Source organism: Streptomyces sp. NPDC088817, assembly GCF_044750345.1.
In the GTDB taxonomy this organism is placed as follows: Bacteria; Actinomycetota; Actinomycetes; order Streptomycetales; family Streptomycetaceae; genus Streptomyces.
Genome location: NZ_JBIVJN010000001.1, coordinates 583479 through 605501, shown reverse-complemented (window position 1 = coordinate 605501; position 22023 = coordinate 583479). Strand labels below are relative to the sequence as shown.

21 protein-coding genes, 1 pseudogene and 2 riboswitches are annotated in these 22023 nt (G+C 72.9%); of the genes and pseudogenes, 8 read left to right on the top strand and 14 right to left on the bottom strand.

Annotated elements, in window-relative coordinates; all coding sequences use genetic code 11:
- Window positions 1-45: 45 nt before the first annotated feature.
- Complete coding sequence (locus tag ACIP4X_RS02810; RefSeq protein WP_391453239.1) at window positions 46-450, bottom strand: DnaJ family domain-containing protein; 405 nt, start codon at window positions 448-450, stop codon at window positions 46-48.
- A gap of 100 nt (window positions 451-550) precedes the next feature.
- Between ACIP4X_RS02810 and ACIP4X_RS02805 the strand changes: the two genes are divergently transcribed.
- Complete coding sequence (locus ACIP4X_RS02805) at window positions 551-943, top strand: hypothetical protein (protein ID WP_358729532.1); 393 nt, start codon at window positions 551-553, stop codon at window positions 941-943.
- A 24-nt stretch (window positions 944-967) separates the two neighbouring features.
- Here ACIP4X_RS02805 and ACIP4X_RS02800 read toward each other — a convergent pair whose 3' ends face one another.
- On the bottom strand, window positions 968-1639 hold the full coding sequence (locus ACIP4X_RS02800; RefSeq protein ID WP_391453241.1) for a class I SAM-dependent methyltransferase: 672 nt from the start codon (window positions 1637-1639) through the stop codon (window positions 968-970).
- Window positions 1640-1740: 101 nt separating this feature from the next.
- Window positions 1741-3102, bottom strand: a complete 1362-nt coding sequence (locus ACIP4X_RS02795; protein WP_391453242.1) for an MFS transporter — start codon at window positions 3100-3102, stop codon at window positions 1741-1743.
- A 415-nt stretch (window positions 3103-3517) separates the two neighbouring features.
- Between ACIP4X_RS02795 and ACIP4X_RS02790 the strand changes: the two genes are divergently transcribed.
- Both ACIP4X_RS02790 and ACIP4X_RS02785 read left to right on the top strand, forming a co-directional pair.
- Window positions 3518-5578 (top strand): phosphatase PAP2 family protein, encoded by a 2061-nt coding sequence (locus tag ACIP4X_RS02790; RefSeq protein ID WP_391453244.1) that lies wholly within the window; start codon window positions 3518-3520, stop codon window positions 5576-5578.
- Between the two features lie 62 nt (window positions 5579-5640).
- Window positions 5641-7566 (top strand): cellulase family glycosylhydrolase, encoded by a 1926-nt coding sequence (locus ACIP4X_RS02785; RefSeq protein WP_391453246.1) that lies wholly within the window; start codon window positions 5641-5643, stop codon window positions 7564-7566.
- A gap of 27 nt (window positions 7567-7593) precedes the next feature.
- Here the strand turns inward: ACIP4X_RS02785 and ACIP4X_RS02780 are convergent.
- Window positions 7594-7938 (bottom strand): annotated as a pseudogene (locus ACIP4X_RS02780) (LuxR C-terminal-related transcriptional regulator); the annotation flags it as partial.
- Window positions 7939-8101: 163 nt separating this feature from the next.
- Window positions 8102-8536, bottom strand: coding sequence for an ATP-binding protein (locus ACIP4X_RS02775; RefSeq protein WP_358729537.1), 435 nt, complete (start codon window positions 8534-8536; stop codon window positions 8102-8104).
- Window positions 8537-8625: 89 nt separating this feature from the next.
- Here ACIP4X_RS02775 and ACIP4X_RS02770 point away from each other — a divergent pair, with 89 nt between their 5' ends.
- Both ACIP4X_RS02770 and ACIP4X_RS02765 read left to right on the top strand, forming a co-directional pair.
- Entirely contained in the window at window positions 8626-9474 is an 849-nt protein-coding gene (locus tag ACIP4X_RS02770) for a helix-turn-helix transcriptional regulator (protein ID WP_358729538.1), read from the top strand.
- Window positions 9434-9712: a DUF397 domain-containing protein gene (locus ACIP4X_RS02765; protein ID WP_358729539.1), complete on the top strand. Its 279-nt coding sequence runs from the start codon at window positions 9434-9436 to the stop codon at window positions 9710-9712. Before ACIP4X_RS02770 ends, ACIP4X_RS02765 begins: the two co-directional genes overlap by 41 nt.
- Window positions 9713-9715: 3 nt before the next feature.
- Here the strand turns inward: ACIP4X_RS02765 and ACIP4X_RS02760 are convergent, their stop codons facing one another.
- The 9 genes from ACIP4X_RS02760 to ACIP4X_RS02720 all read right to left on the bottom strand — a co-directional run bounded on the left by ACIP4X_RS02760 (window position 9716) and on the right by ACIP4X_RS02720 (window position 18553).
- Entirely contained in the window at window positions 9716-10249 is a 534-nt protein-coding gene (locus ACIP4X_RS02760) for a PH domain-containing protein (RefSeq protein WP_391453250.1), read from the bottom strand.
- A gap of 60 nt (window positions 10250-10309) precedes the next feature.
- Entirely contained in the window at window positions 10310-11008 is a 699-nt protein-coding gene (locus ACIP4X_RS02755) for a DUF1275 family protein (protein WP_391453252.1), read from the bottom strand.
- Window positions 11009-11083: 75 nt separating this feature from the next.
- Window positions 11084-11503, bottom strand: coding sequence for a transglycosylase SLT domain-containing protein (locus tag ACIP4X_RS02750; RefSeq protein WP_391453254.1), 420 nt, complete (start codon window positions 11501-11503; stop codon window positions 11084-11086).
- Between the two features lie 319 nt (window positions 11504-11822).
- Window positions 11823-12710 carry an ECF transporter S component gene (locus ACIP4X_RS02745; RefSeq protein ID WP_391453256.1) on the bottom strand — a complete coding sequence of 296 codons (888 nt, stop codon included), beginning with the start codon at window positions 12708-12710 and terminating at the stop codon, window positions 11823-11825.
- Window positions 12707-14404, bottom strand: a complete 1698-nt coding sequence (locus ACIP4X_RS02740) for an ATP-binding cassette domain-containing protein (RefSeq protein ID WP_391453258.1) — start codon at window positions 14402-14404, stop codon at window positions 12707-12709. Before ACIP4X_RS02740 ends, ACIP4X_RS02745 begins: the two co-directional genes overlap by 4 nt.
- Window positions 14401-15537 (bottom strand): CbiQ family ECF transporter T component, encoded by a 1137-nt coding sequence (locus ACIP4X_RS02735; protein WP_391453260.1) that lies wholly within the window; start codon window positions 15535-15537, stop codon window positions 14401-14403. The genes ACIP4X_RS02740 and ACIP4X_RS02735 overlap by 4 nt, the downstream gene beginning before the upstream one ends.
- Complete coding sequence (locus tag ACIP4X_RS02730) at window positions 15530-16171, bottom strand: SCO2322 family protein (protein WP_391453262.1); 642 nt, start codon at window positions 16169-16171, stop codon at window positions 15530-15532. The genes ACIP4X_RS02735 and ACIP4X_RS02730 overlap by 8 nt, the downstream gene beginning before the upstream one ends.
- Window positions 16168-17388 (bottom strand): prenyltransferase/squalene oxidase repeat-containing protein, encoded by a 1221-nt coding sequence (locus ACIP4X_RS02725; protein WP_391453264.1) that lies wholly within the window; start codon window positions 17386-17388, stop codon window positions 16168-16170. The genes ACIP4X_RS02730 and ACIP4X_RS02725 overlap by 4 nt, the downstream gene beginning before the upstream one ends.
- A gap of 131 nt (window positions 17389-17519) precedes the next feature.
- Window positions 17520-17593, bottom strand: a riboswitch (cobalamin riboswitch).
- Between the two features lie 161 nt (window positions 17594-17754).
- Window positions 17755-17930: riboswitch (TPP riboswitch) on the top strand.
- Window positions 17930-18553: a TetR family transcriptional regulator gene (locus ACIP4X_RS02720; protein WP_391453266.1), complete on the bottom strand. Its 624-nt coding sequence runs from the start codon at window positions 18551-18553 to the stop codon at window positions 17930-17932. Its footprint overlaps the riboswitch before it by 1 nt.
- A gap of 207 nt (window positions 18554-18760) precedes the next feature.
- Here ACIP4X_RS02720 and ACIP4X_RS02715 point away from each other — a divergent pair, with 207 nt between their 5' ends.
- From ACIP4X_RS02715 to ACIP4X_RS02705, 3 genes are read left to right on the top strand one after another with little or no spacing between them, the layout of a single operon-like run.
- On the top strand, window positions 18761-20179 hold the full coding sequence (locus tag ACIP4X_RS02715) for a glycosyltransferase family 4 protein (protein ID WP_358729549.1): 1419 nt from the start codon (window positions 18761-18763) through the stop codon (window positions 20177-20179).
- Window positions 20173-20925, top strand: coding sequence for a methyltransferase domain-containing protein (locus ACIP4X_RS02710; protein ID WP_358729550.1), 753 nt, complete (start codon window positions 20173-20175; stop codon window positions 20923-20925). Before ACIP4X_RS02715 ends, ACIP4X_RS02710 begins: the two co-directional genes overlap by 7 nt.
- Window positions 20922-21995 carry a prenyltransferase/squalene oxidase repeat-containing protein gene (locus tag ACIP4X_RS02705; RefSeq protein WP_358729551.1) on the top strand — a complete coding sequence of 358 codons (1074 nt, stop codon included), beginning with the start codon at window positions 20922-20924 and terminating at the stop codon, window positions 21993-21995. Before ACIP4X_RS02710 ends, ACIP4X_RS02705 begins: the two co-directional genes overlap by 4 nt.
- The last annotated feature ends 28 nt before the right edge of the window (window positions 21996-22023 follow it).

Genomic DNA, 22023 nt, shown 5'->3' with positions numbered 1-22023 from the left:
CCGGACGGCGAGCTCGGCCGCCCGGGCGCACGCGATCTCCAGGGCCTACTCGGCCGCCGCCCGCCGTGTCCGCCACGCCTGGACGACCTCCTCGACGTCGTACCGCTTCAGGCCCAGCGGCGGGCCCGGCGGCGGCTTCACCATCATGTCGAGGATCTTGGTGTTGATGTCCGCGATGACGGCGCGGACCACCCGCTCCGAGGGGGCCGCGAGGGCCGCCGCGAGGGCGTCCTCGGCCTGTTTGCGCAGCGCGAGCGTCGGGGGCAGGTAGGACAGGCCCTCGCGGGACATCTTCCGCTTGACCCACCACAGCTCGTCGTACGTCGTGTCGTCCGGCAGCGGCTTGCCCGCGCCCGGCAGCCGGTCGAACTCGCCGCGTCCCTGCGCGTCGCGGATCTGCTTGTCGACCCAGGACTCGAACGCAACACCGGGTGGCTTCCGCTCGGTCATGGGTCCATTGTGCCGGACGTGGCCCCGCCGGGCGTTTTATCATGCGGCGGCGGTCAGGCAATCCGGCCACCGCGCGAAAGACGCCGCAGGGAGAACCGACGTGCTCGAACTGACCATGGCCTCCGTCTCCGGGACGGACGCGGGCGCCACGGCGGGGATGCTCATGGCCGACGCTCCCAGCGAGCCGGGCGCCGCGCTGCGGGTGGGCCGGGACCCGGCCGTCTGCCGCCTGGTGACGCCCGACGACTGGCTGTTCGTCTCCCGGGTCCACCTGGAGTTCCTGTGCGGGGCCGACGGGACCTGGCAGGTCACCTGGCTGCGCGGCTCCCAGCCGGACCCCTCCTCCGAGGTCCGGCTGACCCTCGGTGAGTACACCCAGCCGCTCGCCTACGGCGGGACGGTGGCGCTGCCCCGGGGCGGCTCCGGCGAGATCGTCGTGCAGGACCGTACGAGTCCGCGCAGCGTCAACGTCGGGTTCTTCCACGAGGTATGAGCACCGCCCGGCCGGTCGCCGCCGTCATTCCAGCACCCGTGCCAGCGCGAAGCCGTCGTGGCCCTTGCTGCCGACCGTCTGGATCGCCGTGCCGTCCAGCCTGGGGTGCTCGGCGATGAGGTCGAGGGCGGCGCGGGTGCCGAGCACGCTCGGGTCGGTACTGGTGGGGTCGGTGACGTGGCCGCCGCGTACGACGTTGTCCAGGACGATCAGGCTGCCGGTGCGGGTCAGGCGCAGGGCCCACTCCACGTAGTGCCGGTTGTTGGCCTTGTCGGCGTCGATGAAGACCAGGTCGAAGGGCGGCGGGTTCTCGTCGGCGAGCTGGGGCAGCGACTCCAGGGCGGGACCCACCCGCACCTCGGCGACCTGCTCCAGGCCGGCGCGCGCGATGTTGCGGCGGGCCACGTCGGCGTGGCGGGGTTCGTACTCCAGGGAGATCAGCCGTCCGTCGGCGGGCAGCGCGCGGGCCAGCCAGATGGTGCTGTAGCCGCCGAGCGTGCCGATCTCCAGGATGGCGCGGGCGCCCTGGAGCTGGGCGAGGAGGTGCAGCAGCTTGCCCTGGTTCGCGGTGACGTTGATGTGCGGCAGGCCCTCCGCGTCGCTGTCGCGCACCGCGGCCTGAAGGGGTTCGTCCTCCGGGGAGAGCAGAGTGGTGAAGTAGGAGTCCACGTCGTCCCAGAGCTGCGAGTCGCTCATGCACCAGGCCTTTCGTATGGCTAGTTAGATTCTCTAAGTAGCTGCGCTAACGAATATAGCCGGGCGGGGAGGCACTGTCAGGCAATGACGGCCGGGGACGTTCAGGCCTCCACCGACGGCGCCGAGCCCGGCAGCGGACGGCCCGCGGACTCCGCCATGAACCAGACCGCCGCACCGCCGATCAACGAGGCCGCCATCATGTAGTAGGCGGGCATCATCAGGTTGCCGGTCGCGCCGATCAGGGCGGTGACCACCAGCGGGGTCGTCCCGCCGAACAGTGAGACGGAGATGTTGAAGCCGATCGACAGCGAGCCGTAGCGGACCCGGGTCGGGAACAGCGCCGGCAGGGCGGACGGCATCGCGGCCGTGAAGCAGACCAGGAGCAGGCCGAGGGCGGCCATGCCCAGGCCCACCGCCGCCAGGCTGCCCTGGCGGATCAGCAGCAGCGCCGGGACCGACAGGAACAGGAAGCCCGCGCATCCGGCGGCGATCACCGGGCGGCGTCCGACGCGGTCGGTCAGCGCGCCGGCGAACGGCTGGACGATCATCATCAGGGCCATCACGCAGAGCACGACCAGCAGGCCGTGCGTCTCGTCGTACTTGAGCACGCTGGTCAGATAGCTCGGCATGTACGACAGCAGCATGTAGTCGGTGACGTTGAAGACCAGCACCAGGCCCACGCACAGCAGCAGCGCCTTCCACTGGCCGGCGATCATCTCGCGCAGCGGCACCTTCGGGCGTGACTCGCACTTGTCGGCCTCCGCCGCGAACGCCGGGGTCTCCTCCAGGCGCATCCGCAGATAGAGGCCGATGATGCCCATGGGGCCCGCGACCAGGAACGGGATCCGCCAGCCCCAGGAGGTCATCTGGTCCGAGGACAGCAGGGCCGTCATCAGGGTGACCAGGCCCGCGCCGCCGATGTAACCGGCCAGGGTGCCGAACTCCAGCCAGCTCCCGAGGAAGCCGCGCCGCTTGTCCGGGGCGAACTCGGCGATGAAGGTGGACGCGCCCGCGTACTCGCCGCCGGTGGAGAAGCCCTGCACCAGCCGGGCCGCGAGCAGCAGCAGCGGCGCTCCGACGCCGATCGTCGCGTAGGACGGGATCAGGCCGATCGCGAAGGTGCCCACGGCCATCATGATCATGGTGAAGGCCAGCACCTTCTGGCGGCCGACGCGGTCGCCCAGCGGGCCGAAGACCATGCCGCCGAGGGGCCGGACCAGGAAGGCCGCGGCGAAGGCGCCGAACGTGGAGAGCAACTGCGCCGTGGGGTTGCCGGAGGGGAAGAAGACCTTGCCCAGCGTCACCGCGATGTAGCTGTAGACACCGAAGTCGAACCACTCCATGGCGTTGCCCAGCGCGGCGGCCTTCACGGCGCGCCGGACGAGTGCCGGGTCGGTGACGGTGGTGTGGCGGCTCTTGGTGAGAGAGACGGACCCGGGTGCGGTGACGGTGACAGCTGACAAGGCTTCGCTCGCCTGCCTTTCGACGGGGACAGGGACCCGGCCCCGTGCGGCGGCGCTGACGCGGGGGCCGGATACAGCCCACCTGGGCAGGCCGAAAATCGACCATACGACTGTTGATGTCCGTTACGCACCGTGCGTGCGTCGGTGCGTGCTGCACCTAAATGTGGGGTGTACAGGCACTTAGCCCCCGCACGGACCGTGATCGACCGTTCCGCACTGTGATCCTTGTCGCGCCCGGCCGGGGGAACCGAACCGCCCCCGGACTATCGTCATCCTGACAAAAGGCGGGCGGACGACAGGTGAATCGGGGGTAGCCGCGTCCCTCTCCGGGGGAGGCGTGAGCCTCTCGGGGACGGCGAAAGGGTTCCCGGCGCGGGAAGAGCGCGGGACGTACCGGGCGGGAGGCCGAGGGGGCGTGGCGAATGCGGAGCACGGTGGGGGACCGGCGGCGGCGTTCGGAGCGGCGGCGGACCCGGCCACGGCGCGCCTGCACGCTATCCGGCTCGCCCTGTGGCTGATCGCCGGGATCCTCGCGATACGGCAGGTGGCGGCCGTCCTCACCTCTCCGCGCGGCAGCCGGCTCACCGACCTGGAGACCTGGGCAGGACCGAACGGCGTCCTGCACGTCAAGGGGTCGCTGTACGAGTCGACGCAGTTCACCGGCACCCCCTTCGGCGGCCTGGTGCTCAAGCCGCTGACCAGGGCCGCCGAGCAGGCCCTCGGCTGGGGCTGGACCTTCGGCACGCTGCTGCTCGTGGTCGCCCTCGGCCTGGTCGCCGCCCGCGCCCTGCCCGAGCCGGTCGGCCGCCGCACCTCCCTGCTGGCCGCACCCGTCGCGATCAGCCTGCTCATGCTGTCGCTGCCGGTACGCAACACGCTCTGGCTCGGCCAGACCAGCGTCATCCCGGTCCTGCTCGTCCTGCTCGGCTGCTTCGTCGTGCGCGGACAGCGGTCCTGCGGCGCGCTGATCGGCCTCGCGGCCGCCCTCCAGCCCGCGGTGCTCCTCTTCGCACCCCTGCTGTGGTTCACCGGGCGTCGGCGGGCCGCCGTCTCCACCGCCGTCACGTTCGCCGTGTGCACCGCGCTCGCCTGGGCCGCGATGGCGCACGACTCCTCCGTGTACTGGGTGCACCACATGGCGGGCGTGGGTCTCGGCGGCCGTGCCGACGGCCTCGCCAACCAGTCCCTGCACGGCGCCCTGCTCCGGCTCGGCCTGACCGGCCCGCCGGAGACGGGCCTGTTCCTGCTGCTGGGCGCGGCGGTCGCCGTGCTCGGTCTGCGCCGGGCCGTGCGCTACGCCCGCGACGGCCAGCTGCTGCTCGCCGTCGCGATCACCGGCTGCGCGGCGATAGCGGTGTCGCCCACCACCTGGCAGCACCAGTTGCTGTGGGTGCTGCTCGCGGTCGTCGGCCGGGTCGGCCGCCGCGCCTCGGACCGGTACGTCTGGCCGGTCGCCGTCATCCTTGTGATGACCCTGCCGGCGACGATGATGCTGCCGCACATGGCGGTCCTGAACCCGCTGCGGGACAACGTCGTCCTGCTGGCCGCCCTCGCCGCGGCGACGGCCGTGCCGTTCCTGTCCCGCGCCTCGGAGCACTACGCCTCACCCGTCCCCACGCAGTACGCGCCGCCGGTCCCGGCCCGCTTCCGGCGGGTCCCCCTGCTGCCCTTCCCGCGCCGGGTCCTCAGCCGCCCGAACCTGCTCCTCGAACTGCTCCTCATACGGGTCACCTACGCCGCCTACCAGCAGGTGCGCCTCGCCGCGACGGGCGGCACGACATCCGGCGGCCGGGCCCGTGCCGAGCGGCACGGAGACGAGATCCTCTCCATCGAGCGCTTCCTGCACATCGACATCGAGCACGCGGTCAACCACGCCGTGGTGAAGATCGACTGGCTGCGGGACTTCTTCGACTTCTACTACGAGTCCTTCCACTTCGTCGTCCCGCTGACGGTCCTCGGCGTCCTGTACTGGCGCCGCCCGGTCGACTACCGCTGGGCCCGCGCGGCCCTCGGCTTCGCCACGCTCCTCGCCCTCGTCGGCTTCTGGCTCTACCCCCTGGCCCCGCCCCGCCTGATGCCCGCCCTCGGCGTCATCGACACGGTCCACGGCGTCCAGGACTTCTCCCAGCCGGACTACGGCACCCTGACCGCCCTGACCAACCAGTACGCCGCGATGCCGTCCCTGCACTTCGGCTGGTCCCTGTGGTGCGGCGTGGTCATCGCGGTCGTCGCCCCGAAGTGGTGGATGAAGGCCCTGGGCCTCCTGCACCCCCTCTTCACCGTCTCGGCCATCGTCGCCACCGGCAACCACTGGGTGCTGGACGCGGTGGGCGGCGCGGTCGTCGTCGGCGCGGGCTTCGGGCTGACCTACCTGCTGTCCGGCCCGCGCGCGGCCGCCGTGCCCGCCGCACCGGAGCGAGAACCGGCACCCGAACTCGCCGCCCGCTGCCCGGGCCCGGCGGCAGGTCTGGACTGATTCCGGAACGTCCACCATGCTGACGCATACATGACAGCCATGCTCACTCGGGACGGTCAACCGTGCGTGGATTCCTGGGCAGGGCCGGCCTGGCCGCCGTACTCCTGCTGGCGCCCCTGGCGCCCGTCGCCCCCGCCGCCGCCGTGGAGAAGGAGGCCGGAGCCGGGGCCCCGGCGGTTTCCGTGACCGCCGCGGACTGGACGCCGCCGCTCAGCACGCGGGGCCGCTGGATCGTCGACGCGAACGGGAACCGGTTCAAGCTGCGGTCGGGCAACTGGCACGGGGCCAGCGGCACATGGAACGGCTCGGGAAGCACCGAGGACGAGGCCAACCACCACGCGGGCGAGAACTCCGGCCGCGTCCCGCTCGGCCTGGACCGGGCCCCCATGGCCGAGATCATCTCCGGCTTCCAGGAGATCGGGATCAACAGCATCCGGCTGCCCTTCTCCAACGAGATGATCCACGACGACCGTCCCGTCACGGACCGCGCCGTCGGCGCCAACCCCTCGCTGCGCGGGAAGACACCGCTCCAGGTGTACGACGCGGTGGTGCGCGGGCTCACCGACGCCGGACTCGCCGTGATCCTCAACAACCACACCAACACGACGCGTTGGTGCTGCGGAGTGGACGGCAACGAGCGGTGGAACGCGAGCCGGTCAACCGAGGCGTGGGAGAACGACTGGCTGTTCATGGCCCGCCGCTACCGCGACGACAAGCGCGTCGTCGGCGCCGACCTCTACAACGAGGTGCGCCGCAGCGTCTGGGACGACCCCAACTGGGGCCTCGGCGACGACCACGACTGGTTCGCCGCCTCGCAGCACGTCGCCGACCGCATCCTCACGGAGGCCGACCCCGACCTCCTGATCATCGTCGAGGGCATCAACTGGACCGGCATCCCCGTCGACGGCTTCGCACACGGGCGGCCCACCCTGGGACCCGTACGCCGCCTCTCCCACACGCTCGTCGACTCCGGCAAGCTCGTCTACTCGGCCCACTTCTACGACTACACGGGCCCCAACCACAGCGGCGCCACCGGACTCGGCGAGACCAGCGACCCCCGCTACCGCGACCTCGGCCCCGCCGAACTGGCCGACGTGGTGAACCGCCAGGCGCTCTACGTGGCCGCCGAGCAGGACCAGCACTTCACCGCCCCGGTCTGGATCAGCGAGTTCGGCGTCGGCGGCCGCGAGGAGACCGGCGCCGCGCCGCGCGCCTGGTTCGAGAACTTCGTCGACATCCTCGTCCGTGCCGACGCCGACTTCGCGTACTGGCCGCTCGTCGGCTGGCACGAGAACCGCACGGGCAACGGCTGGGCCCTGCTGCACTGGGACTCGGCCGGACACCGCATGGGCGTCTACGACGGCGACGACTGGCGGGCCGGCGCCTGGACCCGGCTCGTCCGGGCCCAGGGACGCACCGGCCCCGTCGCCCCCGTGGCCCACTGGTCGATGCTCAGCCCCGACCACGGCGACTTCGTCGCCTCCCGGCGGATGCGCGCCCTGCCCGACTGGAACCCCGGTGCCCGCAAGGCGGTCTGCCCCGACGGACAGCGCCTCCTCGGCGTCAGCCACACCGGCAACCGCGGCCTGTGCACGGACGTGTCCACCGGCCCCCTGGCGAACCCGGCAGGCGCCCACGAGGTCGTCACCGACGAGCGCCATGTCGCCCCGGGCCAGGACTGGGCGAGCGGCTACACCAAACTCCAGTGCGCCGAAGGCCAGTTCCTCACCGGCTACAGCGTCCGCGGCGCCGCCGTCTCCGCCGCCCTGTGCACCGCGGCCCCGGCCGGAGCACTCGGCACGGGCGGCCGGACCGTCTGGTTCGACCGGAGCGACAACAGGGGCACGTCCCCCCAGGGCGGCGACTTCGCCTACGGCCACTACAAGGGGCAGTGCGCGAACGACGAGTACCTGGCCGGAATCGCCTACACCGGCCGGCTGGGCTCCAGCCGGACCCCGGACGCCCTCTACTGCCGGAAGCTGGGCTGAGGAGGACGTCTCACCGGGAGGGACTCCTCACGCCGAGGCCAGGAAGCGCAGCACCGCCGGCACCCGGCGGTGGTCGCCGTCGGCCGGGGGCAGGTCGAGCTTGGTGAGGATGCTGTTGATGTGCTCGGCCACCGCGCTGTCCCCGACCACCAGGGCCTCGGCGATCCCCGCGTTGGAACGGCCCTCCGCCATCAGACCGAGGACCTCGCGCTCCCTGGGCGTGAGCTTGTCGAGCGGATCGCTGCGGCGGCGGAGCAGAAGCTGGGAGACCACCTCCGGGTCGAGCGCGGTGCCCCCGGCGGCCACCCGGCGCAGCGCCGCGACGAACTCCTCGACGTCGGAGACCCGCTCCTTGAGCAGATAGCCGATTCCCCGGTTGTGGTCGGCGATCAGGTCCGGTCGGCGGCAGCGGTGGGCGAGCACGGCCCTGGTGGTGGCAGGCCTGGCGATGGCCTTCTGCGCGGAGCTGCCGCTGGCGGCGGTGTGCGCGCTGGTCGCCTGTCGGGCCCTGCCCGGGCGGACCCGGTGAAGCTCCTCACGGCGGGAGTGTCCCAGCGCCCACGCACTCGAACCACACGGTCTTTCCGGCCCCTCCGCGCCGCTCCACGCCCCACTTGTCGGTCACGGCGTCGACCAGCAGCAGTCCCCGTCCGCCCTCCGCCTCCGGCGACAAGTCCAAAGGCACGGCGGGCAGTTGCGGCGACCCGTCCGTCACCTCCACACGGACCCCGTCCGTCTGCCGCAGCACCAGCAGCGTGCAGCGCCGGTCCGGGACATGCCGTACGACGTTGGCGACCAGCTCGGTCACGGCCAGCTCCACCGCGTCGGTGAGCCCGGCCAGACCCCAATCACCCAGGCAGGAACGGACGATACGGCGGATGTGCCGAGCGGAGTGCTCACCGAGGGTGAGGCACATGCGGTACTGGTCGGGACGGGGTCCCGCCAGGACGGAGGGAAAGTAGTCGTTCACGGTACGAGACTGACCTGCTGTCACTACGCTGGGCTACCGCCTGAATACAACGGGTCCGCCTGTGGGGCGTCGCGTGAAAGGGGTCATGCGTGACCAATATCAATGTCCTCGACCCGGGAGCCTCGCCGCTCGACTACTACGGCTTCGAGTTGCGCCGGCTCCGGGAGGCCGCCGGTCTGACGCAACGACAGCTGGGCGACATCATCAACTACACCGGCTCGCTGGTTGGACAGGTCGAGACAGCGCGGAAGCTGCCGACGCCGGAGTTCAGCGAGCGGGTGGACGCGGCGCTGGGCACGGACGGACTGCTGTCCAGGCTGGTCGCGTTGGTCATGCGCAGCCAGCTTCCGGCGTGGTTTCAGCAGGTGGCGGAGCTGGAGGCGCGAGCAGTCAAGATCCACACTTTCCACACCCACCTGGTGCACGGTCTGTTGCAGACCAAGGCGTACGCGCGTGCCGTCCTCAGTACGATGCATGTGGTCGACATCGATGACCGCACCGCCGTACGGCTGGCTCGCCAGCGCATCTTCGAGAAGAGCGAGCCTCCGGTCTTCTGGTCCGTGCTCAGCGAGACCGTGCTGTGCCAGGAGATCGGTAGCCGGGAGACAATGCGGGGTCAACTGGCCCGCCTGCTGACCTTCGAAACCAACCCGCGCGTAAACATCCAGGTGCTGCCGTTCTCGGCCGGTGTGCACGCGGGACTTCAAGGCTCGTTCGACGTCTTCCACTTCGCCGGAGACCCCGACATCGTCTATACGGAGGGCTATGGCAGCGGGCATCCGAGCGCCAATCCGGAAACCGTCACGGACTGTTCGCTCCGTTACGATCACCTCCAGGCCGCCGCGCTTTCGCTCAGGGATTCGGCGGAGCTGATCCGGCACGTGATGGAGGAGCGTTATGGGGAGCAACGTGGTGCCGACGAAGATCCAGTGGCGTAAGTCCAGCTACAGCGGCGACCAGGGCGGATCCTGCGTCGAATGTGCGCCGCTCGGCGCCCTGGCCTGGCGCAAGTCGTCGTACAGCAGCGACCAGGGCGGCGAGTGCATCGAAATCGCCGAGATACCGGAGGCCACCGTGGCCGTACGGGACTCCAAGATCCCCGCCGGCCCGGTGCTCACCCTCGCGCCCGCCGCCTTCACCGACTTCGTGTCGTGGGCGGCTGCGGACGCCGGCTGATCGTCAGCCGGCGACCGGCGGTACCTGCCCGCCCCACTGGTGGCTGCGCTGCTCGTTCTCCACGGCTTCGTAGATCAGGCCCTGGAGGCCCTCCGGGTCCGAGACGTGCTTCAGTTCGAGCATTCCGTGCTCCGAGGCCGACTGGACGGTCAGCGTTCCCTCGCGCAGGATGCGCTCCCACAGCGTGGCGCGGAACTCGACGTCGTTGACGCGGGCCAGCGGGATGCTGTGCCCGGTCTTCGTCAGGAAGCCGGTGCGCACGGAGACCCGCTTCGTCGTGACGATGTAGACGGTGCTGCGCCAGATCAGCAGCGGCCGCAGCCAGAACCAGACGGAGATGACCACCGCCACGCCCAGCACCACGTAACGGACGACGGTGCCCCAGTCCTTGTCGGACGGAATCACCCACGCCAGCGCGCCCGCCACGGCCCAGACGAGGACGAGCACGACGAACTCGCCCACCATCTGCGTCCAGTGCTGGCGGGTCGCATGTATCAGTTCCTCGTCATCGGCCAGATGACGGTGCACGTTCACCATGGGCGGCATCCTGGCACATCAAGTGCCTTATGAGTACGGCCCCTCCCGTCGGAGGGAGCGTCATTCGCGTCCCGACGCCGCCGCCGCCAGGACGCCCGATGCCGCCGCCGCGATCAGCAGGGGGATGCCCAGGTCGTGGTGGACGACCAGCCAGGCGCCGAGGACGGCGCCGGCGAGCATGGCGATCACGGAGGCCGTGCGGCGCGGGGAGCGGTGGCCGGAGCCGCCGCCGGCCCGGGAGTCGGCGGCGAGACCCGTCAGGGTCCTGGTCAGGACGGTGGTCGTCAGGTCGGGCACGCCCAGCTTGATGACCGTCGCGTTGCGCAGGCCCATCGCGAAGGCGGTCAGGGCGATGACCGAGTACGCCATGGCCTCCGTGCCCGGCGCGGCGAAGGCCACCACCGCCGACGCCGCGACCAGTACGGCCTCGGCGGCGAGAATCACCCTGGCCCAGGTGCGGCGCGAGCCGGTGCCGTAGCGCAGGGCGACCCGGCCGCCGACCGTCGCGCCAACCAGGAAGCACACCAGGGAGGCGGCGGTGTGCGGCACCGAGAAGCCCGGTGCCCCGGCGGCGGCGAAGCCGAGCACGACCACGTTGCCGGTCATGTTGGCGGTGAAGACGTGCCCGAGCCCGAGGTAGCTGACCGCGTCGATCAGTCCGCTGACCACGGTCAGCCCCAGGAGCACCGCCACCAGGCGCAGTCCGCGTGCGTCGGGGTCGTCCGGTGGCGGGTCCCCCGGCGGTGGGTCCGTCGTCATGGGCTCAGGAAAGCAGAACGTAGGGGCGCCGGCAGCCGGACACGGCGAGGGCGGCAGCCGGCGGGTGGGGCGGGCTCAGTACCAGCCGTGGGCCCGCCAGAACTTCCACGCGCCGGCCGGGCTGCCGTAGCGGGACTTCATGTAGTTCAGGCCCCACTTGATCTGCGTCTTGGGGTTGGTCCGCCAGTCGGCGCCCGCCGAGGACATCTTGGACGCGGGCAGCGCCTGGACCAGGCCGTAGGCACCGGAGGAGGCGTTGGTGGCGTGCGGGTTCCAGCCGCTCTCCCGCTCGACGATCTTGCTGAACGCGTGGAACTGCGCGGCATCCGGGATCATCTGGCGCGCGGCCGCCTTGGCGTAGGCGGCGGAGTGCCGCGGGGCCGCGTGGGCGGGGGCCGAGGTGAGGGCCAGGGCGGCGGCGGTGGCGGCGGCCACGGCGGTGGTGGTGAGGGCCTTCTTCGGGGTGGCGGTGGCGCGGAGGGCGGAGACGGTCATGGATCACCTCTCACGTCGGGGACAGGGAATCGCGGGCCGCCGCGCACCACGGAGTGTGGGGCGGGGCGTGCCCTCGGCTCAGCCCGCCCGGTGCGGGCCGGGCGGAGCCTGGCGACGCCGTACAGAAAAGCAGGCGGGAACTCCGCCCGCAAACACCCCCTTTTGCTGGTTTCCGCCGCTTTTACGGTGCTCCGTATGGGTGTGAGCGGGCTCTCAACGCGCAGGTCAGGGCCGTGAACGCGCATATGTGCCAGACCGGGCGGGCAACGGCCCGGACTCGTGGGCGACCCAGCTCATGCGGGCGGTCCCGCCGGGCGTGTCACGGCGAGGGTGCGTCGAAGGCGACCGGGGCCTCGAAGGCGGCCCGGCGGGTGGCCCGGCGCAGCGCCCGCAGGACGGCGTGGCCGAGGACGAGGGTCAAGGCCACGGTGACCGCGGCCCGGCCCAGGTCCCAGCCGAGCGAGGTGGCCAGGCAGTACGCCACGAACCGGGCCAGGTTGGCGGCGATGTCCGCGTGCGGGTCGAAGGCGATGGAGGAGGCGAGGGTGCCCATGAAGGGCCAGCCCGCGAGGTTCATGACGGTGCCGTACGCGAAGGCGGCAAGGAAGCCGTAGAGGGCGAGCAGCAGCAGTTCCGCGCGTCCGCGCAGCCGGTCGGGGCCCGGCAGCAGACCCGCGCCCATGGTGAACCAGCCCATGGCGAGCATCTGGAACGGCATCCACGGGCCCACCCCGCCGGTGAGCAGCGCGGACGCGAACATCGTCACCGAGCCCAGCACGAACCCGAAGCCCGGCCCGAGCACCCGCCCGCTCAGCACCATCAGGAAGAACATGGGCTCGATTCCGGCCGTACCGGCCCCGATCGGGCGCAGCGCGGCCCCGGTCGCGGCCAGCACGCCGAGCATGGCGACGGCCTTCGGGCCGAGGCCGGACTCGGAGATCGTCGCGGTGACGACGGCGACGAGCAGCACGAGCAGGCCAGCGAACAGCCAGGGCGCGTCCTGCGCGTGCGCGCTGAGCTGTGAGGCGGGCGGGGCGAGGAACGGCCAGCCGAACGCGGCCACACCGACCGCGCTGACCAGGGCGAGCGCGGCGAGGGACCGGGGGCCGAGACGGACGGCCCGCACCCGGGTGCGGGGCTTCGCGCCGGCCCGGGGTGCCTTCTCCTCGGCAGGGCGGGTCGTCGTGTCGGCGGGGCGGGCCGTCATGCCAGCGCCTCGCGGACCTGGGCGGCGGTGAGCCACCGCTGCGGAGCCAGGATCTTGGTGACCTGCGGGGCGAAGGAGGGCGAGGACACCACCACTTCGGCCGTCGGACCGTCGGCGATCACCTCGCCCTCGGCCAGCAGCACGACCCGGTGGGCGAGTTCGGCGGCCAGTTCGACGTCGTGCGTGGCGAGCACGATGGCGTGTCCCTCGGCGGCGAGCGCGCGCAGCAGGGCGACCAGGCGGGTCTTGGCGCCGTAGTCGAGGCCGCGGGTCGGCTCGTCGAGCAGCAGCAGGGGTGGGCGGGCGGCGAGCACGACGGCGAGCGCGAGCGCGAGGCGCTGGCCCTCCGACAGGTCGCGGGGGTGGGTGTCGTCGCCGACGCCGGGCAGCAGTTCGCGGACCAGGTCCCGGCAGGTGCCGGGCGTGGCCTGCGCGTCCTGGTCGGCGGCGGCGCACTCGGCGGCGACCGTGTCGGCGTACAGCAGGTCGCGCGGCTCCTGCGGGACGAGCCCGACCCGGCGCACCAGTTCGCGGGGCGTGGTGCGGTGCGGGACCGCGCCGCCGACCAGGACCCGTCCGGCGGACGGCTGGACCAGGCCGACGAGCGAGCCGAGCAGCGTGGACTTCCCGGCGCCGTTGCGGCCCATGAGGGCGACGGTCTCGCCGGGCGCGAAGGTCAGGTCGACGTTCCGCAGCGCCTGGACGCCGGCGCGCCGGACGCCGAGGGAGTGGACCTCGGCCACGGGCGCGCCCGCCGGGACGGGTTCGGGGGCGGGGCCGCGGCGCAGCCGCCACCGGGGCGCGGGACGGGGGTCCGGACGGGGCGCGGGGATCGGGAAGCCCGTGTCCGGTGCCGTCCCGGAGCGCACGGGTTCCCGGCCCTCCAGCCGCTGCCGCAGATCCGCGGCCCGGCGGCGGGCGTCGCGCACGGTCAGCGGCAGCGGGGACCAGCCCGCGAGCCGGCCCAGGTCCACCACCGGCGGATACACCGGGGAGACGGCCATGACGTCCGCCGGGGGCCCGAGCAGCGGGGCGGCGCCCGCGGCGGGCAGCAGGACGACCTGGTCGGCGTACTGGACGACCCGTTCCAGGCGGTGCTCGGCCATGAGGACCGTCGTGCCGAGGTCGTGCACGAGCCGCTGGAGGACGGCGAGGACCTCCTCGGCTGCGGCCGGGTCGAGCGCCGAGGTCGGCTCGTCCAGGACGAGGACCTTCGGGTGCGGGGTGAGGACCGAGCCGATCGCCACGCGCTGCTGCTGGCCGCCGGACAGGGTGGCGATGGGGCGGTCGCGCAGGCCGGCCAGGCCCAGCAGGTCCAGGGTCTCCTCCACGCGCCGCCGCATCACGTCCGGGGCCAGGCCCAGCGACTCCATGCCGTAGGCGAGTTCGTCCTCCACGGTGTCCGTGACGAAGTGCGACAGCGGGTCCTGCCCGACGGTGCCGACGACGTCGGCGAGTTCGCGCGGCTTGTGGGTGCGGGTGTCCCGGCCGGCCACGGTGACCCGGCCGCGCAGGGTGCCGCCGGTGAAGTGCGGCACCAGTCCGCTGACCGCGCCCAGCACGGTGGACTTGCCGGCGCCCGACGGGCCGACGAGGAGGACGAGTTCACCCTCGGGCACCTCGAAGTCGACGCCGCGGACGGTGGGTTCCACCGCTCCGTCGTAGATGACGGAGACATCCTCGAAGCGGATCACGACGGCTCCTTGGGGGCGGGACTCGCGGGTGCGGCGAACGCGGGGGCCAGACCGAGGAGTACGGCGGCGGCGGGCCACAGGGGAAGAGTGGGCGCGACGAGCGGGACCACGCCCGGGTGGAGGGCCTGGGGGTCGCGGGCGGCGGCGAGCGCCAGCAGGGCCGCGACCAGCGCGCCCGACCCCGCGACCAGGCAGGAGCGCGGGTTCCAGGAGTCCGGGCGGTAGCGGGTGCGCGGGGAGCGGCGCCCGCCGAGCCACAGTCCGGCCAGGGCGGCGGTGACCCCGGCGAGCAGCACCGGCAGTCCGTAGGTGCCGCCCTCGGCGGTGAGCAGCCCGTACGTCCCGGCGCAGACGCCCAGCAGACCGCCGAGCGTGAGCACGGCGGTGGTGCGGCGGACCGCGGGAGCGACCTCGGCGGTACGGCCGTAGCCGCGGGCGTCCATCGCGGCGGCGAGCGCGACGGAACGCTCCAACGCGCCCTCCAGGACCGGCAGTCCGACCTGCACCAGGCCGCGGACGCCCCGGTCGGGACGGCCCCGCAGCCGGCGCGCGGCCCGCAGGCGCCGGCCGTCGGCGACCAGGTGCGGGGCGAAGGTGAGCGCGACGACGACGGCGACCCCGGTCTCGTACAGGGCGCCGGGCAGGGACTTGAGCAGCCGGGCGGGCGCGGCGAGGGCGTTCGCCGCGCCGACGCACACCAGCAGCGTGGCCAGCTTCAGGCCGTCGTACAGGGCGAAGACGACCGCCTCGGCCGTGACCCGGCCGCCCAGGCGGATGCCCTGCGCCCAGTGCGGCAGCGGGACTTCGGGCAGGGAGAGGAGCACGTGCGAGCCGGGGATGGGCGAGCCGAGCACGACGGCGAAGACCAGGCGGATGACGAGGACGGCGAGGGCGAGCCTGACGAAGGCGGTGTAGGACCGCGCGGAGGGCGTGTCGGGGCGGCAGCTCACGACGACGTAGCCGGAGACCGCCAGCAGCAGGCCGAGCAGCAGGGGGTTGGTGGTGCGGGTGGCCGCGGTGCCCAGGGCCAGGGCCCACAGCCACCAGGCGCCCGCGTGGACACCGGCGGAGCCGCGGGCGGGTGCGCCGCCGGCGCGGCCCGCCCGCCCGCGGCTCCGCACGGTGTCACGCATTCCTGCGCCGCCGCGCCTGCCAGAGGCCCGCCGCGGCCAGTACGACCACCACGGCACCGCCCGCGAGGAGGCCCACCGAGGGGCCCGCGTGCGGCTCGTCCATGGCCGGCTGCTCCGTCCTACCGGCCGCCACCTGTTCGCCGCAGCCCTTCCGCGGGTAGCCGGCGATGGCGCACAGCAGGGCGTTGGCGTTGTACCGCAGCGGTTTGGCGACGGCCGCCAGGGCCTCGGCGGTGGTCGCGTCGGACGGCACCCGGGCGCACTCCGTGCGCGGCGCCGGCGGGGTCTCGCCCGCCGGGGCGTCCGCCTGGACGCCGAAGTCGAGGACGAGCGCCACCCGCTTGCTGCCCTTCTCGGCGGGCGTCTTCGCGCAGATGGCCGCGAAGTCGGCCGTTCCGCGCGGCTTGCTCGCGTCCTGGGAGTCCTCGCTCACCTCGAAGCGCAGGCCCTGCACGTCGCCGTCGGAGGGACGCGCCGTCGACGGGCCCTCGGTGGCGTACACCCACGTCCCGCCGTCACGGTCCCAGAAGGACCAGTACCGGTAGCCGGTGGCCTGCGCCTGGCCGGCGCCGGCCACCAGCAGGAGCGCGGCGGCGAGCAGCGGTGCGCACAGCGCCCGGAGCCGGCGGGTCACGACTGGCCCTGCTTCTTCCGGCCGCTCACCAGGAACCCGATGCCGACGCCCGCGACGGCGAAGACGCCGACGGTCCACCAGACGCCGAAGGCGGAGTCGCTCTTCGCGGAGTCCGTGGCGTCCTTGCCCTCGGCGGCCCGGGGAGCCGGCCCGGTGGCGTTGAGGCGCTGGATCAGGTCGACACCGCCGAAGTCACGCGGGTCGGCGCCGGCCGCGCGGGCCGCGAAGACGAGCTGGGCGTAGGCGGCGGGACCGCTCTGCTTCGCCCACGCCTCGGAGTTCTTCTCGAGCCACTTCAGCGGCTTCCGCGCCTGGGCGGAGCCGCCCTGCACGGCGAGGGCGACGACCGTGTCGGCGGTGTTGCCGAAGTCGGGCTGGTCGGTGGCGCCGGGGAGGGAGGAGGTGAGGTGACCGTCCTTGGCGACGGCCTGCGCGAGGTAGGAGGCGCCGTTGGCGGCGGCCCGGTCAGGGCTGGGCTTGCCGGAGTCCTCGCAACGGGCCGCGCCCGCGTCCTCGCCCTTGCCGCCGGCCTCGGGGGCCATGCCCTGCCCGAGCGCGGCGACGACGGCGGCCGCCGTGGCGTCGGTGTTGGCCTCGAGTTTGCCCTTCTTGTCCGGCTGGTAGGCGAAGGCGCCTGCTCCGCCACCCGAGCACGGCAGGGCGAAGGCGAGCAGGGCGTCGTAGGGGGACCTGCCGTCCTTGACGACGCTTTCCGGCTTCTGCCCGGCGGCGGCGAGCGCGCCGATCACCACCGAGGTCGAGTTGGCGTCGCTGGGCCCGCCGGGCATGTACCCCCAGCCGCCGTCCTTGTTCTGCACGGACTTCAGCCACGACACCGCCTTCCCGGTCGCCGTGTCGTGGCCGCCGAGCGCGGCGAGGGCCTGCACGGCGGCGCCGGTGCTGTTGGTGTCGACCATCACCTTGGCGTCGCAGGCCTTGCCCGGCTCGGCGCGGAAGGCGGCGAAGGAGCCGTCGGCGCACTGCTGTCCGGCCAGCCAGTCCACGCCCTCGGCGGCGGGCCGCACGCCCACGGTGTGCTGCGCGAGCAGTGCGAGGGACTGCCGCCACACTCCGTCGTACTGGGGGTCGGTCGTGCCGTAGAGACCTGCCGGAAGGGCCGGCGAGGACGGGTCGGCGGACGGGTTCGCGACGGCGGGGGCCGCGCTGCCGATCACGACGGCGGCGGCCAGGGCCGCGGCGCTGCGGCGGAAGTTCATGATCGGCGGGTGCCTCTCCCTGTGGGGAGCCGGACAGCGCGGGACACCCCGGCGGCTCGGCTCCGTATACCTCGACGGTGCGATGCGCTCGGCGGATCCGCCGAGCGCATGAGCCGGTCACGTTCCGCCCGGGGCATTCCGGCTCGCCGTCCTCGTGGGACGGTTCACGGCTGCGGGTCAGCGCCGGATTTCCACCGGCTTCCCCCCGAACGGGTGTGATGACGACCCGGTCACTCTACCGGCCGACCGAAAAGGCCCCGAGGGGTGGCCGAAACCGGTCTCCGCCCGGCCCGCGAGGAACCCAAAAAAATCTTCGAATTGGGGGGTTCCATCCGGTGCGTACGGATTTATCCTGGAGGTGGCCTACGAGGCGAGTGAGGGAGTTCGACCGGAGTAGCCGACTTTGGCGAGACGCTACGGCATCCGCTGGGGCCGACGTCGACGGTCGGGCTGAGAGGCCGGAAGGTAGCAGTCGGACCCGAAGGCGACCCCCATTACCTGATCCGGGTAATACCGGCGAAGGGAACCCGTCTCGTAGGTTCTATTCATGCCCGGCGGGAGGTGTGGTCAGGTCGATCAGCCGGCATGCCGTCTCTATGTCGGCCTTCGCCTGGGCGAGGGAGGCCCTCCCCGAGAGCCAGGTGACCAGGGCCGACAGCCAGGTGTGCTCGATCACGCGGATCGCGGAGAGCTGCTCGGCGGTGGGCTCCTGAAGTCCCATGGCGTCCAGGACGATCGCGGTGGTCTGGCGGGAGACCTGGTCGACCTCGGGGCTCACGCTGCGGTCCGCGAAGGTCAGCGCGCGGACCATCGCGTCCGCGAGGTGGGGATCGCGCTGGAGGGCCCCGAAGGCGCGCATCAGGGTCTCCGCCACCCGCTCACCGGCGCTGTCCCCGGCCGGCGGCCTCTTGCGCAGCGTGCCGTGCAGCCGCTCCAACTGGTCCTGCATCGTGGCGACCAGCAGATGGACCTTGGACGGGAAGTACCGGTACAGCGTGCCCAGCGCCACCTGCGAGGACTCCGCGACCTCCCGCATCTGCACGGCGTCGAAGCCGCCCCGGGCGGCCAGTTGGGCGCTCGCGCGCAGGATGCGGCGGCGGCGGGCCTCCTGCCGCTCGGTGAGGGGTGGTGGGGTGGGCCGGGAGGTACTGGCTCGCGCAGGCATGGGTCCGTTCCGTGACAGTCGGTGGGGGCAGGGGGCCGGACCGCGGGCAGTGGCGCGGGCCGTGGCACGAATCACCCGATCCGCTGCTCACCGCGTGGCTACCTGCCGGTAGATTCGGAACCTCCTGAACGATCAAGTCTGAAACTTGTTCTAGATTAGCGTCCCGGCGTAATGTCGCGGGACAGTGCGGCCAGAAGGGGGCGCGGAGTGACCGCTGAGCCCAGTCAGGCGGGGTCCCCGGCGGACCTGGCCGCGGACGGCGAGCGACCGCTCGGCATAGCGCTCCTCACCTACAAGGGAAACCCGTTCTGCGGCGGCCAGGGCGTCTACGTACGCCATCTCTCGCGCGAACTGGCCCGCCTCGGCCACCGGGTCGAGGTGATCGCCGCCCAGCCGTACCCCGTCCTCGACACGCTCGGTGACATCGCCGGTGACGGCCACGACGGCCGGCTGCGCCTGACCGAGCTGCCGAGCCTGGACCTCTACCGGCAGCCGGATCCCTTCCGCACCCCGAAGCGCGACGAGTACCGCGACTGGATCGACGCGCTGGAGGTCGCCACCATGTGGACCGGCGGCTTCCCCGAGCCGCTGACCTTCTCGCTGCGCGCCCGCCGCCATCTGCGCGCCCGGCGCGGGGAGTTCGACATCGTCCACGACAACCAGACCCTGGGATACGGGCTGCTGGGGGACATCGGCGCGCCACTGGTCACCACCATCCACCACCCCATCACCGTGGACCGGCGGTTGGAGCTGGACGCCGCCGAGGGATGGCAGCGGCGCTGGTCCCTGCGGCGCTGGTACGCCTTCACCCGCATGCAGAAGCGCGTCGCACGCAGGCTGCCCTCCGTGCTCACCGTCTCCGGCACCTCCCGCCAGGAGATCGTCGACCACCTCGGGGTGCGCCAGGACCGCGTCCACGTCGTGCACATCGGCGCCGACACCGACCTGTTCTCACCCGACCCGGCCGTGCGGCGGGTGCCCGGCCGGATCGTGACCACCTCCAGCGCGGACGTGCCCCTCAAGGGACTGGTGTTCCTCGTCGAGGCGCTGGCGAAGGCGCGCACCGAACACCCCGCCGCGCACCTCGTCGTCGTCGGCAAACGGCCCGAGCAGGGCCCGGTCGCGCAGGCCGTCGCACGCCACGGCCTCGAAGGCGCCGTCGAGTTCGTCAAGGGCATCTCGGACGCCGAACTGGTCGACCTGGTCCGCTCCGCCGAGGTCGCCTGCGTGCCGTCGCTGTACGAGGGCTTCTCCCTGCCCGCCGCCGAGGCCATGGCCACGGGCACCCCGCTGGTCGCCACGACCGGGGGCGCCGTCCCCGAGGTCGCGGGACGCGACGGCGAGACGTGCCTCGCGGTGCCGCCGGGCGACGCCGGGGCGCTGGCCGTGGCGCTCGGCCGGCTCCTGGGAGACCCGGAGCTGCGGCTGCGGCTGGGCCGGGCCGGGCGTGAGCGGGTCCTGCGGCACTTCACCTGGGCCCGCGCCGCCGAGGGGACCGTGGCCCGGTACCGCGAGGCCCTCGCCCACTCCCGCGCGGGCAGCCCCGCAGAGGCCGCCGCCCCCGCGGGGACCGGCCCCACCACGACCGACGCCGACCTCAACCGCGAAAGCAGGGCCACGTGCTGACCGTCGACTTCTCCCGGTTCCCGCTCGCCCCGGGCGACCGTGTCCTGGACCTCGGCTGCGGCGCCGGCCGGCACGCGTTCGAGTGCTACCGGCGCGGGGCCCGGGTCGTGGCGCTGGACCGCAACGGCGAGGAGATCCGCGAGGTCGCCAAGTGGTTCGCGGCGATGAAGGAGGCCGGGGAGGCGCCCGAAGGGGCGACCGCGACCGCCATGGAGGGCGACGCGCTGTCGCTGCCCTTCCCCGACGCGTCCTTCGACGTCGTCATCATCTCCGAGGTGATGGAGCACATCCCCGACGACAAGGGCGTCCTCGCCGAGATGGTCCGGGTGCTCCGGCCCGGCGGGCGGATCGCGGTCACCGTGCCGCGCTACGGCCCCGAGAAGGTCTGCTGGGCCCTGTCCGACGCCTACCACGAGGTGGAGGGCGGCCACATCCGCATCTACCGGGCCCACGAGCTCCTCGCCAGAATGCGCGAGGCCGGCCTCAAGCCCTACGGCACCCACCACGCGCACGCGCTGCACTCGCCGTACTGGTGGCTGAAGTGCGCCTTCGGCGTCGACAACGACCAGGTGCTGCCGGTACGCGCGTACCACAAGCTGCTGGTCTGGGACATCATGAAGAAGCCGCTGGCCACCCGGGTCGCCGAGCAGGCGCTGAACCCGCTCATCGGCAAGAGCTTCGTCGCCTACGCGACCAAGCCGCACCTGCCCGCCACGGCCGGGCGCGCCGAGGCGGCCGCCACGTGACGACTCCCCGGACAGAACACCTCGTCCTGCCCGGGGTCCTCACCGCCGGGCAGGCCGCCGCGACCGTGCGCGGCATACTCGCCGCCCAGCGGCCGGACGGGGCGATCCCGTGGTTCCGCGGCCACCACCTCGACCCGTGGGACCACGTCGAGGCGGCGATGGGCCTGGACGCGGCAGGCGAGCACGAGGCCGCCGAGCGCGCCTACGCCTGGCTCGCCCGCCACCAGCTCGACGACGGCTCCTGGTACGCCGCCTACGCGGACGGGGCGCACGACGACGTCACCGACCGCCGCCGGGAGACCAACTTCGTCGCCTACGCGGCCGTAGGGGTCTGGCACCACTACCTCTCGACCGGCGACGACACGTTCCTGGACCGCATGTGGCCCGTCGTGTACGCCGCGATCGAGTTCGTGCTGCGCCTCCAGCAGCCCGGCGGGCAGATCGGCTGGAAGCGGGAGGACGACGGCACGGACACCGCGGACGCGCTGCTGACCGGGTGCTCCTCGGTCCACCACGCGCTGTGCTGCGCGCTGGCCATCGCCGAACAGCGCGAAGAACCGCAACCGGACTGGGAGTTGGCCGTCGGCGCGCTCCGCCACGCGATCCGCGCGCACCCGGAGCGGTTCCTCGACAAGGACCGCTACTCCATGGACTGGTACTACCCGGTGCTGGGCGGCGCGTTGACCGGCGCGGAGGCCAAGGCACGCATCGCGGAGGGCTGGGACCGCTTCGTGGTGCCCGGACTCGGGGTGCGCTGCGTCGTCCCCAACCCGTGGGTGACGGGCGGGGAGTCGGCCGAACTCGCCCTGACGCTCTGGGCGGTGGGCGAGTCCGACCACGCCCTGTCCGTGCTCCAGTCCATCCAGCACCTGCGCGACGCGGACACCGGCCTGTACTGGACGGGCTACGTCTTCGAGGACGACGCCGTGTGGCCCCGTGAACTGACCACGTGGACCGCCGGCTCCCTCCTCCTCGCCGTGGCCGCGCTCGGCGGCCACGAGGCCACCTGCACGGTCTTCGCGGCGGGCGACCGCCTGCCGCGCGGCCTGGAGACGGACTGCTGCGGCTGACGTCGTCCTGCCTGCCGCCTGCCCGGCC